The sequence below is a fragment of the Hafnia sp. genome (genome assembly GCF_036648275.1).
Lineage (GTDB): Bacteria > Pseudomonadota > Gammaproteobacteria > Enterobacterales > Enterobacteriaceae > Hafnia > Hafnia alvei.
On sequence record NZ_JAVXIQ010000006.1, the window covers coordinates 159,353 to 175,417 of the forward strand.

Sequence of the window (16,065 nt, forward strand, 5' to 3'; positions counted from 1 at the left end):
ACCATTCACAACGCAGGCATTAATCTTCGATAGAAGATTCGTAGGCTGCGGCATCCAGCAAACCAGCAATTTGCGCTTCGTCTGATGCTTTGATGCGGAACAGCCAGCCTTCGGAGTATGGAGCGCTGTTAACCAGCTCTGGTGCACCTTCTAGCTCATCGTTGATAGCAACGATTTCGCCGCTGATTGGGGCATAGATATCGGAAGCCGCTTTCACAGACTCGGCCACCGCACAGTCATCGCCCGCATCAAAAGATGTGCCGACTTCTGGCAGATCGATAAAGACCATATCGCCCAGCAGTTCCTGTGCATGCTCGGTGATACCAACGCTATACACCCCTTCGCCTTCTGCACGAACCCATTCGTGAGATGCGGTATATTTCAATTCAGTAGGCACGTTGCTCATCGACATCCTCTCTTAAATGTTTGTTAAATTTTACTTTATAAGTCTGATTCAATTGGCGTAGCGAGCGTAGCCAATTTGAGTGCGGCCAGCGCGCAGGAACCGGAGCGTACACACGGTACGTGAGGATTCCGAGCACTGCCCAAGCTTAAAGTGGCAAGCGCAGTAGCCTAGTGAATTAGGCTTTTACCGTTGCGCACAAAACCGGGCTTAACGACACGCACTGGCATTTCACGGTTACGGATCTGCACGATAGCTTCTTCGCCAATGCCTGCTGGCACGCGGGCCAATGCAATACTGACACCTAAGGTTGGTGAGAAGGAACCACTGGTGATCACACCTTCTTGAAGATTTCCGTTGGCATCGGTGAAACGCACCGGCAGCTCATTGCGCAGCACACCTTTTTCGGTCATTACCAAACCAACCAGTTTTTCGGTACCGTTCTCACGCTGCTGCTCTAATGCTTCGCGGCCGATAAAATCACGATCTTCCGGCGCCCAAGCAATGGTCCAGCCCATATTGGCGGCTAACGGCGAAACGCCTTCATCCATTTCCTGACCATATAAGTTCATGCCAGCTTCTAAACGCAGAGTGTCACGCGCGCCCAAACCACACGGTTTAACGCCCGCTTTCACCAGCTTCTGCCAGAATTCTGCCGCTTCGCCGATTGGCAAAGCAATTTCATAGCCGTTTTCGCCGGTGTAGCCCGTTGTCGCAATAAAGTAGTCGCCAGCCTGCACGCCGAAGAATGGTTTCATACCGCTGATCGCTTGTTTTTGTGCATCAGTAAACAGCGTTGCGGCGCGCTCTTGCGCCTGCGGGCCTTGCACCGCAATCAGCGCCAGATCGTCGCGCACGGTGATTTCAACGTGATAGGGCTCGGCATGCTCGGTGATCCACGCCAAATCTTTTTCTCGCGTGGCGGAGTTAACCACCAAGCGGAAATATTCTTCCTCAAGGAAATAAACGATCAGGTCATCGATAACGCCCGCAGAGGCGTTCAACATACCGGTGTAGAGCGCTTTGCCCGGCACCGTCAGTTTTGCCACATCGTTAGCGAGGAGGTAACGCAGGAACTCACGCGTGCGCGGCCCACGAAGATCGACGATGGTCATGTGTGACACATCAAACATGCCCGCATCCTGACGCACAGCATGGTGCTCATCGAGCTGAGAACCGTAGTGCAGTGGCATCATCCAGCCGTGAAAATCAACCATACGCGCGCCGCAGGCGACGTGTTGATCGAAGAGTGGAGTCTGTTTGGCCATCTTAACCCTCTTTTCCTGAACGTTTGTCATCCGGTACAAGCCATCCGCTATAGAGTCCCGGGCGCGCTAATAAGATATTTTTTGCCTAAAAATGTTGATGTGAACCCTAAAGCTGAACACCTGTAAACATCGCTACGCAAACGATACCCTTCCCCAGACGTTATCACCGATATCAGCGATTAACCATAAGTTAAAATAAGACCAGACTTTATCGTTAGTGAAATTTAGAGAAGGGATAATGCAGAAGTTTCATCTACAAAACTGCGTCGAATGGCACATTATTAACATTTTCACTGCAAGTGCATTGCAGTTATATAACGTATATCGCAATTTCATTAGGGAAAATAGCGGATGTTAAATTGCCATGCATGAGAAAAACTAATTCAAAACCAGTAGCAACATTAGAATATTTCAAACCAGGTTGGAGGGATGGCAAGAAAGAACAAAAAGGTGGGAGCGGCTAACATAAATACATAGCTAGCCGCGAGGCACTATTTTTACAACGTCTATATGACGGACTCTATTTTTGCAAACTCTCAGGCAAATCCGCTAAGCCCATGGCGTGACGAACCAAACGTGGTTTTAGCCCTGGAAGATTATCAGCCAGCGCCATGCCGACATCTCGCAGCAATTTTTTGGCGGGATTATCACCGTCAAACAGCTGACGGAAACCCTGCATCGCCGTCAGCATCACCGCGGCGCTATGCTTGCGGGTGCGCTCATAGCGGCGCAGATACATATAGCGACCAATATCTTTGCCCTGACGCTGTAGACGTTTGATCTCGGAGGCCAATTCAGCCGCATCCATAAAGCCGAGGTTCACACCCTGCCCAGCCAATGGATGAATGGTATGCGCTGCATCCCCCGCCAGCGCTAATCGGTGCGCGGCAAAGCTGCGAGCATATCGCCCAACCAGAGGATGTGACTGTCGAGCGCTGACGACTTCGCACAGACCAAGACGCGTATCAAACGCAACGGCCAACTCACGGTTGAAATCAGACTCAGGCAAAGCCTCTAAGCGCTGAGCTTCTTCCGGAGAAACGGACCACACGATGGAGCATAAATGCGTATCTTCCAGCGGCAAGAAAGCCAAAATACCGTTTGGTCGGAAAATCTGACGCGCACAGCCTTCGTGGGGCAATTGGGTTTTGATGGTAGCCACTAACGCATGGTGTCCATAATCCCAAAACGTCAGCGGAATATCAGCATGCTGACGCAGCCATGAATGCGCACCATCGGCGCCAATCACCAGACGAGCCGTAAGCATCTGTCCATTATCCAACGTGATAAAAGCTTCGTTTTCGCCCCACGCCACCTGTTGGAATGTCGCTGGCGCAATCATCGTGACCTCGGACTGACGGCTCACTTTATTCCACAGCGCCAACTGGATAACATGGTTTTCAATGATATGACCAAGATGAGTATGCCCATACTCTTGGGCACGAAACGCAATACGTCCAAAACTGTCGCTTTCCCACACTTCCATGCCCTGATAGGCGCTCGCTCGCAGAGCGAGGATATCTTGCCAAACGCCGAGATGTTGTAGCAAACGCTCGCTGGCAGCATTAATGGCAGAAACACGCAGCGCAGGTTCAGGCGTTAGCTCCGTGAGCTCAGGAATGCGACTTTCAATTACCGCGATGCGAAGCCCGCTGCCTTGAAGCGCCGCCGCCGTTGCCAGCCCCACCATGCCGCCACCGGCAATAACCACATCAAAAGATTGCATTGTGATTCTCTGTTCCTGTTAATGAATCATATTCCTTCAATCACTCAGGCAAATTAAATAGCGCTGAGCACGACAAGAATAAACTTAGCGCTCTACCCAGCCAAGGGTGCGCCGCGCCAGCGTTTCACGCAGCGGAGGAACCAACTCCATCGCCATTAAGCCGAGATTACGCCCGACAACTAACGGTGCCAGACGATTAGCAAATAGATGAATCAGGCCATCGGTCACACCGATTGTGGCCTGCTGATCGGGTTCTCGACGCTGTTGATATTGGCTTAATATCTGATAACTGCCGATATCATTGCCCTGCTGTTCTGCTTGAGCAATGGTTTCCGCCAAAGACATAACGTCACGCAGGCCAAGATTAAATCCCTGCCCCGCGATGGGATGTAGCGTTTGTGCGGCGTTACCCACCAGCGCAAGGCGATGGCTAATATGTTGCTGGGCAGACGTTAAGCGCAGCGGATAGCTATGTCGTTTCCCCGCTTTCACCATGGCACCTAAACGCCAGCCGAAAGCCTGCTGCAACTGGTGTAAAAATTCAGCATCGCTCCAGCTATCGACCTTAGCCTGATCTTCAGCCGCATGGCACCACACCAGCGAACATCGGTCTTCACTCATCGGCAACATCGCCAACGGGCCGTTGCGGGTGAAGCGCTCAAACGCTTTGCCCTGATGCGGTAAGGAGGTCGTGACGTTGGCGATAACCGCTATCTGGCCGTAATCCTCGCTGCGCCAGTCAACGTTACAGTGCTGTGCTAACGCCGATGATGAACCATCTGCCGCCACCAGTAACTCGCCAGAAAGACGGGTACCATTATCCAGCGAGATAGTCGCGCTATGCTGTTGGCGCTCAACGTCGACAACTTTGGCCGGACAGTGCAGGGTGACGCCCGGCGCTTTTTCTAACAGCGTGAACAGCCGCGAACCCGCCTGATGAAGCTCAATAACCTGACCTAAATATGGGATCTGGTAATCTGATGCTTCAAGCCCCACAAAACCGGCATGCCCCTGATCGCTGACGTGAACACGCTCAATCGGTGTTCCACACGCTTTCAGCGCTGACCACACACCGATACGCGCTAATTGCTGGCAGGTGCCGTAGGCTAACGCAATAGCTCGCGCATCAAATCCCGGATGTTTTCGGCTGTCTGGCGAAACCGCTTCAACCACCTCAACCTGAACGCGCCCTGCGCTCAACGCGGAAACCGCCAACGCCAGCGTTGCGCCCGCCATGCCTCCGCCTACAATGATCATTTTCATGCCGTGTATCGTTCCTCAGCTAGCGGTCTTTGCCTGTGCCATCAGCGCTTCAATATCGTCAGCATGCTTAACCACGTCTTTAGTCAGCACCTCAAAGCCATTCTCGGTGATGAGAATATCGTCTTCGATACGGATGCCAATACCGCGATACTCCACCGGGACATCGGCATCTGGCGCGATGTATAGCCCCGGCTCGCAGGTCAGTACCATGCCCGGTTCTAACACGCGTTCGCGAGCGGAAGAGCCGTAATCTCCGACGTCATGCACATCCAGACCTAACCAGTGGCTCAAACCGTGCATGAAGAACTGTCGATGCGCCTGATCGGCAATCAGCTGATCTACGTCGCCCTTCATCACGCCTAATTTGACTAACCCTTCAACCATCACGCGCACCGCTGCGTCGTTGGCTTCACGGATACTGCGGCCTGGGCCAAAGATTTCAAACGCTTTATCCATCGATGCCAGCACCAGATCGTAAATCTCACGCTGAGGCTGAGTAAATTTGCCATTAACCGGGAAGGTTCGCGTGATATCACCGGCATAGCCTTTATATTCACAGCCCGCATCAATTAACACCAACTCGCCGTCTTTGAGCTCGCTTTCGTTTTCGGTGTAATGCAGGATGCAGCCGTTTTCCCCGCCGCCCACGATGGTGTTATAGGAAGGGTAACGCGCCCCATGACGGGTAAACTCATGCAGGATTTCGCCTTCAAGCTGGTACTCGAACATACCAGGACGGCATTTCTCCATTGCGCGAATATGGCCCAGCGCGGTGATTTCACCTGCGCGGCGCATCGCGGCAATTTCTTCCTGCGATTTAAACAGGCGCATTTCATGCACCCAAGGACGCCAGTCGATCAGCGTGGCCGGTGCGCGGAAATTCTGACGCATGCCGCGACGCAGTTTTTCTAGCGCAGCAAACGTAATTTGGTCTGCAAAATCATATTGACCCTGAGCGTGATAAACCACGTCTAGGCCGTTCAACAACAGGTGCAGTTGCTCTTCAATATCGCCATAAGGCAGGGAACGATCGACGCCGAGTTTTGCTGGTGCGGCTTCTTGCCCTAAACGACGCCCAAACCAAGTCTCGGCGGTTAAGTCACGCACGCGATTAAACAGCACGCTGTGATTATGGGTTTCGTCGCTTTTAATCAGGATCAGCAAGGCTTCGGGCTCGTTAAAGCCGGTCAGATACCAAAAGTCGCTGTTCTGGCGATAAGGGTATTCACTGTCGGCGCTGCGGGTGCATTCTGGCGCAGCAAAAAAGAGCGCGGCACTACCGGGTGCCATCTGTGCCAAAACAGCCTGACGGCGACGTTGAAATTCTTGCTGGGTCATGACCTTCTCCTGAAATCGGCAATTGCGGGCATGTAGCGTGGCGAACTCTGAAATGAGCAGCCAACACAGATGCGGCTTCAAGTATGAAGGATATAGACTATCATGCGGATTGCGTAATGGGATAAGCAAGATCAATCAGGCGGTAAGAGTTCCGCCTGATTTCATCGTCGCACTTTTCGTAATGCTTATTTAGTGCAGGGTTGGTTTTTGCATTTCAGCCGCGTTTGGCTTTTCCTGTGAGAATTCGCTGTGGCACAGCATCGCTGCCATACGCACGTACTCCGCAACTTCTTCCAGAGATTGTTCCAGCTCTTCCTGATCTTCGTCTTCTTCGTAGCCTAACTGAGCAATGCTACGCAGATCGTCGATAACCTCACCGACTTCGCCTTTGATCTGGCCAAGATTTTTTTGCATCATTCCCAGACCCAGCAGGAAATGGTTCACCCAGCCGGAAAGCGCATCAGCACGATCAAACACGGTGACATCATCGCTATCCGGTAAAAGCAGTTGGAAGCCAAAACCATCATCTTCTAACGCATCACGGGTGTGCTGATAAGTTGCCTGAAGCGGCTGTGCGAGCGTTTGAGAAAATGCTTCGCCCTCGTTGGTTAGATCGTGGATCATCGTGCGCCAATTATCGTTCTGATTGCCGCCACACAGTATCCCGCTGATCAAGCCATGCATTTCAGCGGGAGTTAATCCAACGCCTTGCTGCTGCAAAGCCTGAGTAAAAACAGAATATTCGGGTACAGTAATCTCAATTGACATACGTTTTGGTCATCGTTGGCAGATAAAGTTCGTGTTATGCTACCATCAAGATCAGTCGCTATACCAGAAAAGGGCACGCTATAAGGCTTGTCATACCCAAAGTCATTGAAGTTGCATTCACATTTGCGGCTTCGTAACCCAGGGTACATGCCCAAGATAGTTGGAGTTACATCAAGTCGGCAAGCAAGTGCAGCCAACACAGATAAATCTTCAAGTATGAAGGACATGAGTCAAAAGGCTTGTATCTGCATAGCGAGGTATATATAGTTGGCGCCCGATTTAGTGACCCTCGCGGTTTTGAAACTGGCGCAAAATCTAGGCAGGAAGGTGGTATGTCTGCACAACCGGTAGATATTCAAATTTTTGGTCGTTCGTTAAGAGTTAATTGCCCGCCAGAACAACAAGAAGCGTTGAATCAGGCTGCAGAGGATCTTAATCAGCGGTTGCAAGATCTCAAAGTTCGCACTAGAGTCACAAATACAGAGCAACTGGTTTTCATCGCGGCATTAAACGTATGTCACGAACTGGCGCAAGAACGCTTGAAAACTCGCGATTATGCCTCCAATATGGAGCAAAGAATTCGCATGTTGCAGCAGACAATTGAACAAGCTCTGCTGGAACAAGGTCGCATCACTGATCGTCAGGGTGCGCAGTTCGAATAAGTGTGACTTATAGTTGTAACATGTTGGTTAGCAAGCGATTTTTAAATAAAATCGTATCAATTTAAGAAAAATGTGATAAGCTAATTAGCGTAAAGGATACAAAATTTCTCTGAGGTGTTCGTGTGCGGGCCAGTCCCCTGAGCCGATATTTAATACCTCAAGAATGCGGCGGATCCGTAATCGGTGAGCACGCTCGGTCTCCGAGAAGCCTTAAGATTGCGTCGTTGCGTTCACCTTGAACCATGGGTTCAAGGGTTACAGCCTGCTGCGGCACCTCGGAGATTCCCTTACACCAAACATCCTTAAACGGGTGTGTCATGTCCAATAATAATTCTCTCAGCATTTCTTCTTCAAATTCGGGCCAATCCCGCTCGGATATCCGCCGTTCAGTTCGCCAATTACGTAAAAATCTTAGTACTGATTTCCAACATCATGCCGCACAAGATATTGCTACACGCGTGATGGAACTACCGCGCGTTCAAAACGCACACACCGTTTCCCTGTTTCTCTCTTTCGATGGCGAGCTAAATACCAGACCGCTGATTGAACGTCTTTGGCAGGCGGGAAAATCGGTTTATCTTCCAGTCCTACATCCCTTCAGCCGCGGTAACTTACTGTTTTTACGCTATAGCGCTGAAAGCGAAATGGTTCTGAATCATTTTGGTATTGAAGAGCCACGTCTTAACGTACAGCAGGTATTACCGGTATCTCGGCTAGATATTATTTTTACCCCGCTAGTTGCGTTTGACGCCACAGGGCAAAGATTAGGCATGGGGGGCGGATTCTATGACCGAACCTTGCAGGATTGGGAAAGTGCCTACCTGCAACAATGCGGCCCGTACCCAATAGGATTGTCGCATGACTGTCAGAGAGTCGATGCGTTGCCGGTACAAGAGTGGGACGTTCCACTACCGGAAATCATCACGCCCAGTACTCACTACCGCTGGTAAGATGACAAAATTTCCCAATAAAAATGGCAGCGATTAGGCTAATGCAGATCGTTTAAGAGATCGAGATACACGGGGCTAGCACACCGCGGGGCGCTCCGGCAGCTAAAGCTGCTACGACCCCATCGGTGTACTTCCCCTAAAATCATGCTTAAGTGAACAGCATTAGGCATTAGGCTGCCATTTTTGTTAGTGCGAAGAAGATCGCGCTCAGAGATTAGTACAGCAAGCGGGCACGAATCGTCCCCGTAATTTCTTTCATGCGTAGCAACGCCGCTTCCGCGCGTTCAGTCTCGGTTTCGATATCAATAACGACATAGCCGATTTGAGCATTGGTTTGCAGATACTGCGCGGCAATGTTTACGCCCTCTTCCGCAAAAATCTGGTTAATCTGCGTCAGTACGCCAGGACGGTTTTCATGAATATGCAGTAGACGGCTGACATTTTCTTCATGCATCGGCAGAGAAACTTCAGGGAAATTCACCGCTGACAATGAAGAACCATTATCAGAATATTTCGTGAGTTTACCCGCGACTTCAGCGCCGATATTTTCCTGTGCTTCCTGCGTTGAACCGCCAATATGCGGCGTTAGCAAGACGTTATCGAATTCACACAGCGGTGAATTAAACGGATCGCTGTTGGTCGCTGGCTCCGTTGGGAACACGTCGATGGCCGCACCCGATAAATGCTTGGAAGATAACGCGTTGCACAGTGCAGGGATATCCACCACGGTGCCGCGTGATGCGTTGATAAGAATAGCGCCAGGCTTCATGAGCGCCAGCTCTTCGGCACCAATCATATCTTTGGTGGAGCGCGTTTCAGGCACATGCAATGTCACGACATCGCTCATGTTGAGCAAATCAGAGAGATGGCGTACCTGTTGCGCATTCCCCAGCGGCAGTTTGTTCTCGATATCGTAGAAGAAGACGTTCATACCAATCCCTTCCGCCAAAATACCCAGCTGAGTTCCGATATGACCGTATCCAATAATACCCAGTTTTTTACCACGCGCTTCGAAACAGCCCACCGCCTGTTTATTCCACTCACCGCGATGTGCACAGGCATTGGCCGTTGGGATGCCGCGTAACAGCAGCAACAGCTCGCCCAGCACCATTTCGGCTACCGAGCGTGTATTAGAGAACGGCGCATTAAATACCGGAATGCCACGTTTTGCCGCCGCAGTAAGATCGACCTGATTGGTACCAATGCAGAAACAGCCTACGGCAATCAATTTTTCAGCCGCAGCGAAGATATCTTCGGTCAGGTGGGTTCGGGAACGAATTCCAACGAAATGAGCATCACGAATGGACGCCTTCATCGATTCCGAGTCCAGCGCACCTTTATGATATTCGATGTTGGTGTAACCCGCTGCACGTAGATTGTCGACGGTGCTTTGATGAACCCCTTCAACTAAAAGGAACTTAATCCTGTCTTTCTCCAAAGATACTTTTGCCATGACCCGACCCTAACCCCTGTTAATTCGAACCTTAGTGTGGCCGCAACGGAAAACAAAACTCCTGCGGCATGCAGCCAACATAACAAATATTACGCATCCAGCAAGCCAACCGATTGCCTACAAGGGGGTCAGCAACGGGTTGAAAACGTTAAAAGTTGGCGAAAAATGCTACTGCTTTTCATCGTGGCAGCGTGAAAGTATCGCCAAGCGCAAATATGTGACATATGTCACCGAATTTAGGGGGTGTGATAAATAAATGGAATTCTATGTTTAAAACGAAGTTAACAAAGAGGGAGGAATAAGATAAAAAATCGCAAGGTGCTGCACATAAAAAAACAGCCCCGAAGATTCGGAGCTGCTGATTCATCATGGCGGATAACCTAAGCCGTAATGGTTTTCACGCCGTCAGCCGAGCCAACCAGTGCGACATCCGCACCACGATTCGCGAACAGGCCAACGGTGACCACACCGGCAATACCGTTAATCTGTTTCTCTAACGCAATCGCATCCATAATTTTCAGATTATGCACGTCTAAAATCACGTTGCCGTTATCGGTCAAAACGCCTTGGCGATATTCTGGCTGACCGCCTAATTTCACCAGCTCACGCGCAACGTAGGAGCGTGCCATCGGGATCACTTCTACAGGCAGCGGGAAGTTACCCAGAATATCTACCTGCTTAGAAGAATCGACGATGCAAATAAATTTCTTCGCCACGGCCGCCACGATCTTCTCGCGAGTCAGTGCCGCGCCACCGCCTTTGATCATCTGCATGTGGCCGTTGATTTCATCCGCACCATCAACATAAATATCTAACGAATCGACTTCGTTAAGATCGAAAACAGTAATACCCAAACTTTTCAGTTTCTCAGTGGAAGCATCAGAGCTTGAAACCGCGCCCTCGATCTGCCCTTTCATGGTGCCCAGCGCATCAATAAAATGCGCGGCGGTTGAGCCCGTGCCCACACCCACGATGGTGCCAGGTTTTACATACTTGAGCGCTTCCCAACCCACTGCTTTTTTCAGTTCATCTTGAGTCATTACCGAATCCTATGGACTATGCTACGAAAACGTGTGCGTATTATAGAGCAACTGCCCATAAATGGCGTGTCACAGGGCGGCTTTTTCGCCTTACGCGATCACCTTTTCCATGACAAGAGTGTATTTTCTCCTCTTGAAGGGGAAAAAATGTGGCATATTGCAGTTATTAAGATATAAAAATCATAAGAGCAGGGGACGAAGAACAACATGAAACGCCCGGACTACCGGACTTTGCAAGCACTGGATGCGGTAATACGCGAACGTGGCTTTGAGCGTGCGGCACAAAAACTCTGTATAACTCAGTCAGCGGTTTCTCAGCGAATCAAGCAGTTAGAAAACCTGTTCGGTCAGCCTCTGCTGGTTCGTACCGTCCCTCCTCGCCCAACGGAACAGGGGCAACGTTTACTGGCTTTGCTGCATCAGGTTGAGTTGCTTGAAGAGGAGTGGCTAGGCAACGATAGCAGCACCGATGGCCCTCTGTTGCTCTCTCTCGCCGTCAACGCCGATAGTTTGGCAACTTGGCTGCTGCCCGCCTTAAAACCGGTGCTGGCGGATTCACCGCTGCGCTTGAACCTTCAGGTTGAAGACGAAACCCGAACTCAGGAACGACTTCGTCGTGGTGAAGTGGTCGGCGCGGTGAGTATCCAGCCACAGCCATTACCTAGCTGTTTAGTCGACCGCCTTGGTGCTCTCGATTATCTGTTTGTAGCGTCACCGGCTTTTGCTGCACGTTATTTCCCAAATGGCGTGAATCGTTCTTCGTTGCTGAAAGCGCCAGCCGTCGCCTTTGACCACTTAGACGATATGCACCAAGCGTTCCTGCAACAGAACTTTGATCTACCGCCGGGCAGCGTACCGTGCCATATCGTCAATTCATCTGAAGCCTTTGTACAACTCGCATTGCAGGGAACCACCTGCTGTATGATCCCGCATCTTCAGATCGAAAAAGAGCTGAAAGAAGGCTCGCTGATAAACTTAACCCCCGGCATGGTTCAGCGCCGTATGCTGTATTGGCACCGCTTCGCACCAGAAAGCCGCATGATGCGTCGAGTCACCGATGCACTGCTTTCTCACGGGCACAACGTACTACGCCAAGATTAAGCCCTTCATCGTCGCTATAAAAACCATAAAAAAAGCACACCTTCAGGTGTGCTTTTTTGCTCTCTCAGCAGACGTTATTTATTCAGGCTGAAGACCACATCAACCTGATCGTCAAACTGGATCGTTTGCTGTTCATAGGTCTGCGCAGCCGATGCTTTTGGCATTGAATCAGCCGCCATATACATGCGGCTTACTGGCGCTGGCTGGTAGTTGGATACGTGATATTGAATGCTGTATACCGGACCAAGCACCACACCAAAGCCTTTGGCCAGAGACTGAGCCTGACTCACGGCATTTTTAATCGCTTCCTGACGTGCCTGTTCACGATAAGCTTCAGGCTTGGCAACGCCTAACTCAACAGAACGAATTTCATTGAGGTTAGCTTTCAATGCACCATCCAATAAACCATTCAGCTTATCCAACTGGCGCAGAGTGACTTGCACGCGGCGATCGGCACGATAGCCTTTAAGCTCACTTTTGCCGTCTTTCAGATAATCGTACTCTGGCTGAGTGCTTAAGTTAGCTGCACTGATGTCTTTTTTCTCAATACCGTTGGTATTCAGAAAATCAAAATATTTTGCCACACGCTGATCGACCTGCGTCTTGGCGCTCGCCGCATCTTTCGCTGAAGCGGTCACTTGGAAAGTCAGCGTCGCAATATCAGGAGTTGCGTCTACGCTTGATGTTCCAGAGGTCACCAGATGTGGTCCTTCTGGCATTTCAGCCGCCTGAGACAGCGCTGGCAACGCGCTTAATCCCATCACTGCAACCATCGCTAAGGCTTTTAGCTTCATGGTGTCTCCTTGTAGACATACTCGATGTTTAGTGGTTTCAACTGCCGTTATCTGGCGCTGAAAGATGAACAACATCCTGAACTAAAAACAGCGCTAACGCATTAGGAACAATCCAGAATTTTATCCACCTGCTGCCAACAACACCTTACAAATGTAGTCCATTTTTTGCCAGTTGCAGGGCAATAACCCACATTACACAGGCAACAAGAAGATTAATCACCCGCTGAGCTTTAGGCGTACTCAGCCATGGCGCTAGCCACGCGGCGAGCAATGCCAATGAAAAGAACCAAATCGCAGAAGCACTGACGGCGCCAAAAGCAAACCAACTGCGGGCGTCTGCTGCAAGCTGTCCACCTAAGCTTCCTAACACAACGAACGTATCTAAATAAACATGTGGGTTAAGCCATGTCACAGCCAGCATGGTTACTACAATCCGCCAGCGGCTTTGCTGCACCACCTTAGCCCCCGTTTGAATCTCCTCTTTCGCCATTGCCGCACGAAAAGCGCCCCAGCCATACCACAGCAAAAATGCCACCCCACCCCAAGTCACTAGCATCAACAGCAGGGGGGACTGACTCAATAAAGCGCTGCCACCAAAAATACCGCCACAGATTAAAACGATATCGCTCAGTGCGCATAAGCAAGCAATCATCAGATGATACTGACGACGGATCCCCTGACTCAAAACAAATGTGTTTTGTGGGCCCAGCGGCAAAATCATGGCTGCGCTCAAGGCAAAGCCCTGTAAGAAAACAGAAAACATGGGAAGTTCCTCGAAAATATAGCTGCGTCCCAAAGAGAGGATGGGCCGGAATGGCAGCGATATTACGCCGAGATGTTAAGAAGAGGAAATGGATGATTCTTATCGGGGATTAGAGTGGCTAATAGTGGAGGAATTTAGCGTTCTCCCCCTCCCTACCTTTTCCTTTGCCAAAGGAGAGTTATGGGGGAGAACGCTAAGGATTATTCCTGCTCAGCCTTGCGCACAGCGGCTTGATACAGATGAACATCCATCTGCGGGAATGGAATTCCAATTTTATTGGCATCCAAACCGCGTTTGAAGTTTTCCATCAGATCAAAATAGACCGGCCAGTAATTAGCATTCGTCGTCCAAGCGCGCACCACGAAATTCAGCGATGAAGCAGCCATTTCATTCAAACGAATGGTCACACCTTGGTCGTGCATAATACGTTTATCAGCGGCAACAATATCGCCTAATACTTTTTTGACCAGATCGATATCCGCATCGTAGGCTACACCAACGGTAATATCTACGCGGCGGTTTGGCTCACGGGAATAGTTGATAATATTGCCCGCAATGATTTTCCCATTAGGTACCACGATAGTTTTATTATCCGAAGTCAGCATGGTTGTAGAGAAAATCTGAACATCCTTCACGGTACCGGAAACGCCCCCCAGATCGACGAACTCTCCCGTGCGGAATGGGCGGAACAGAACCAACAGCACACCCGCAGCAAAGTTAGAAAGTGACCCTTGTAATGCCAGACCAACGGCTAAACCTGCGGCACCAATTACCGCAATAACGGAAGCCGTTTGTACACCAATACGACCTAATGCGGCGATAATAGTAAACGCCAAAATGCCGTAACGAACTAATGCAGAAAGGAAATGAGCGACGGTAAGATCAACGCCGCGCGCTTTCATTACGCGGGTAATCGTACCAGACACAATTTTGGCAATAATCGAACCGACAATGAAAATAACAATTGCAGCAACAATATTGACTGCATACTGAATTAGTAAGTCCTGATTTTTCACTAACCAGTTTCCGGCACTATTAATGCCATCGACAACGTTCAGGTCTTTCATAAACCATCCTTCCTTTAACAAATCAAAAGTAGCGCAATATGCTCAATTTATGCCGTTTTGTACGGCATGTTTGTGTAAGGTTAACGGACAATGCGTTATACGCCAACTAATCAAAGCCTAAATAGCAAAATTGGGATTAGTCGAAATAGCCATTACGAATAGCTTAGTGGTAATAAAAACACAAAAAAAAACACCCCAACGAGAACGCTAGGGTGTTTTATTCGACCATCACGCTAATCAAATTAGCGTGATGCAACAAGCATTACAGAACGTCTTTGCAGTTCAGTTCGTCAAATGCCAGTTCCAGACGAGCAATCATGCTGGTCTGAGCAGCACGCAACCAAACGCGTGGATCGTAGAATTTCTTGTTAGGTTTGTCTGCGCCTTCTGGGTTACCCAGTTGGCCCTGCAGATAGCCTTCGTTTTTCTTGTAGTAGTTCAGAATACCTTCCCATGTTGCCCACTGGGTATCGGTATCGATATTCATTTTAACTACGCCGTAGCTGACCGCTTCTTTGATTTCTGCAGCAGTAGAACCAGAACCACCGTGGAATACGAAGTTCAGGCTGTTGTGTGGCAGGTTGTGTTTCTTAGAAACGTATTCCTGAGAGTTGTGCAGGATTTTTGGCGTCAGCTGTACGTTACCTGGCTTGTATACGCCGTGTACGTTACCGAAAGAGGCAGCGATAGTGAAACGTGGGCTGATTGCGTTCAGTTTAGTGTACGCGTAATCAACGTCTTCTGGCTGAGTGTACAGCGCAGAGCTATCCATATGGCTGTTATCCACGCCATCTTCTTCGCCACCGGTGCAGCCCAGTTCGATTTCCAGCGTCATGCCCAGTTTAGACATACGGGTCAGATACTTGGAGCAGATCTCGATGTTTTCTTCCAGAGACTCTTCAGACAGATCGATCATGTGAGAAGAGAACAGTGGTTTGCCAGTAGCGGCGAAATGTTTTTCACCCGCGTCCAACAGGCCGTCTAACCATGGCAGCAGTTTCTTAGCGCAGTGGTCAGTATGCAAGATTACTGGAACACCGTAGTGTTCAGCCATCTGATGTACATGATGCGCACCAGAGATAGCACCCAGAATTGCAGCACCCTGAGGAACGTCGGTTTTCACGCCTTTACCAGCGATAAATGCAGCACCGCCGTTTGAGAACTGAACGATAACCGGAGCACGTACTTTAGAAGCCGCTTCCATTACCGCATTGATTGAGTCTGTACCAACACAGTTAACTGCAGGCAATGCGAAATTGTTTTCTTTAGCGATCTGGAAAACTTTCTGAACATCATCACCAGTGATGACACCCGGTTTAACAAAATCAAAAATTTTAGACATGTTACGTCGTCCTGTTTCGTGGGCCGTAAGTAAAAAATAAATCGTTTTCAGCTACTTGTTACACGCTTATCACGAATATCGTCATAGAGCGCCGTGTATCCAAATAGATAGAACAACGGGAGGCTCG

General features: G+C 49.8%; 15 protein-coding genes and 1 other RNA gene. 4 read left to right on the top strand and 12 right to left on the bottom strand.

The window, feature by feature from the left end; all coding sequences use genetic code 11:
- Positions 1-19: 19 nt before the first annotated feature.
- From gcvH to RSC70_RS08160, 6 genes are all read right to left on the bottom strand, one after another.
- Entirely contained in the window at positions 20-406 is a 387-nt protein-coding gene (gene gcvH, locus RSC70_RS08135) for a glycine cleavage system protein GcvH (RefSeq protein WP_025799171.1), read from the bottom strand.
- Positions 407-573: 167 nt separating this feature from the next.
- Entirely contained in the window at positions 574-1,671 is a 1,098-nt protein-coding gene (gene gcvT / locus RSC70_RS08140) for a glycine cleavage system aminomethyltransferase GcvT (protein ID WP_040046191.1), read from the bottom strand.
- A gap of 520 nt (positions 1,672-2,191) precedes the next feature.
- The gene (gene ubiI / locus RSC70_RS08145; protein ID WP_332542200.1) at positions 2,192-3,397 is read right to left on the bottom strand and encodes an FAD-dependent 2-octaprenylphenol hydroxylase; all 1,206 of its coding nucleotides are present in this window, start codon (positions 3,395-3,397) and stop codon (positions 2,192-2,194) included.
- An 84-nt stretch (positions 3,398-3,481) separates the two neighbouring features.
- Positions 3,482-4,660, bottom strand: a complete 1,179-nt coding sequence (gene ubiH, locus RSC70_RS08150; protein WP_332542201.1) for a 2-octaprenyl-6-methoxyphenyl hydroxylase — start codon at positions 4,658-4,660, stop codon at positions 3,482-3,484.
- A 15-nt stretch (positions 4,661-4,675) separates the two neighbouring features.
- Complete coding sequence (pepP, locus tag RSC70_RS08155; protein ID WP_332542202.1) at positions 4,676-5,998, bottom strand: Xaa-Pro aminopeptidase; 1,323 nt, start codon at positions 5,996-5,998, stop codon at positions 4,676-4,678.
- Between the two features lie 189 nt (positions 5,999-6,187).
- Positions 6,188-6,766, bottom strand: coding sequence for a YecA/YgfB family protein (locus RSC70_RS08160; RefSeq protein WP_040046195.1), 579 nt, complete (start codon positions 6,764-6,766; stop codon positions 6,188-6,190).
- 332 nt (positions 6,767-7,098) lie between these two features.
- On the opposite strand from RSC70_RS08160, the gene zapA reads away from it, so the two are divergent.
- The 3 genes from zapA (at position 7,099) to RSC70_RS08175 (ending at position 8,378) form a co-directional block, all read left to right on the top strand.
- Complete coding sequence (gene zapA / locus RSC70_RS08165) at positions 7,099-7,428, top strand: cell division protein ZapA (RefSeq protein WP_004846886.1); 330 nt, start codon at positions 7,099-7,101, stop codon at positions 7,426-7,428.
- Positions 7,429-7,531: 103 nt separating this feature from the next.
- A non-coding RNA gene (gene ssrS / locus RSC70_RS08170) (6S RNA) lies at positions 7,532-7,714 on the top strand.
- Between the two features lie 31 nt (positions 7,715-7,745).
- Complete coding sequence (locus RSC70_RS08175; protein WP_332542203.1) at positions 7,746-8,378, top strand: 5-formyltetrahydrofolate cyclo-ligase; 633 nt, start codon at positions 7,746-7,748, stop codon at positions 8,376-8,378.
- A gap of 214 nt (positions 8,379-8,592) precedes the next feature.
- Here the strand turns inward: RSC70_RS08175 and serA are convergent, their stop codons facing one another.
- The gene (serA, locus tag RSC70_RS08180) at positions 8,593-9,831 is read right to left on the bottom strand and encodes a phosphoglycerate dehydrogenase (protein WP_025799158.1); all 1,239 of its coding nucleotides are present in this window, start codon (positions 9,829-9,831) and stop codon (positions 8,593-8,595) included.
- Positions 9,832-10,211: 380 nt separating this feature from the next.
- A complete protein-coding gene (gene rpiA, locus RSC70_RS08185) occupies positions 10,212-10,871 on the bottom strand; it encodes a ribose-5-phosphate isomerase RpiA (protein WP_025799156.1) in 660 nt (219 codons plus the stop codon).
- Between the two features lie 207 nt (positions 10,872-11,078).
- Here rpiA and RSC70_RS08190 point away from each other — a divergent pair, with 207 nt between their 5' ends.
- Entirely contained in the window at positions 11,079-11,972 is an 894-nt protein-coding gene (locus tag RSC70_RS08190; protein WP_025799154.1) for a LysR family transcriptional regulator ArgP, read from the top strand.
- A 74-nt stretch (positions 11,973-12,046) separates the two neighbouring features.
- Here the strand turns inward: RSC70_RS08190 and RSC70_RS08195 are convergent, their stop codons facing one another.
- The 4 genes from RSC70_RS08195 to fbaA all read right to left on the bottom strand — a co-directional run bounded on the left by RSC70_RS08195 (position 12,047) and on the right by fbaA (position 15,938).
- Entirely contained in the window at positions 12,047-12,766 is a 720-nt protein-coding gene (locus RSC70_RS08195; RefSeq protein ID WP_025799152.1) for an oxidative stress defense protein, read from the bottom strand.
- Between the two features lie 145 nt (positions 12,767-12,911).
- Entirely contained in the window at positions 12,912-13,529 is a 618-nt protein-coding gene (gene argO, locus RSC70_RS08200; protein ID WP_282814431.1) for an arginine exporter ArgO, read from the bottom strand.
- A 200-nt stretch (positions 13,530-13,729) separates the two neighbouring features.
- A complete protein-coding gene (gene mscS, locus RSC70_RS08205) occupies positions 13,730-14,596 on the bottom strand; it encodes a small-conductance mechanosensitive channel MscS (protein ID WP_040046199.1) in 867 nt (288 codons plus the stop codon).
- Positions 14,597-14,858: 262 nt separating this feature from the next.
- Complete coding sequence (gene fbaA, locus RSC70_RS08210) at positions 14,859-15,938, bottom strand: class II fructose-bisphosphate aldolase (protein WP_040046200.1); 1,080 nt, start codon at positions 15,936-15,938, stop codon at positions 14,859-14,861.
- Between the last annotated feature and the right edge of the window lie 127 nt (positions 15,939-16,065).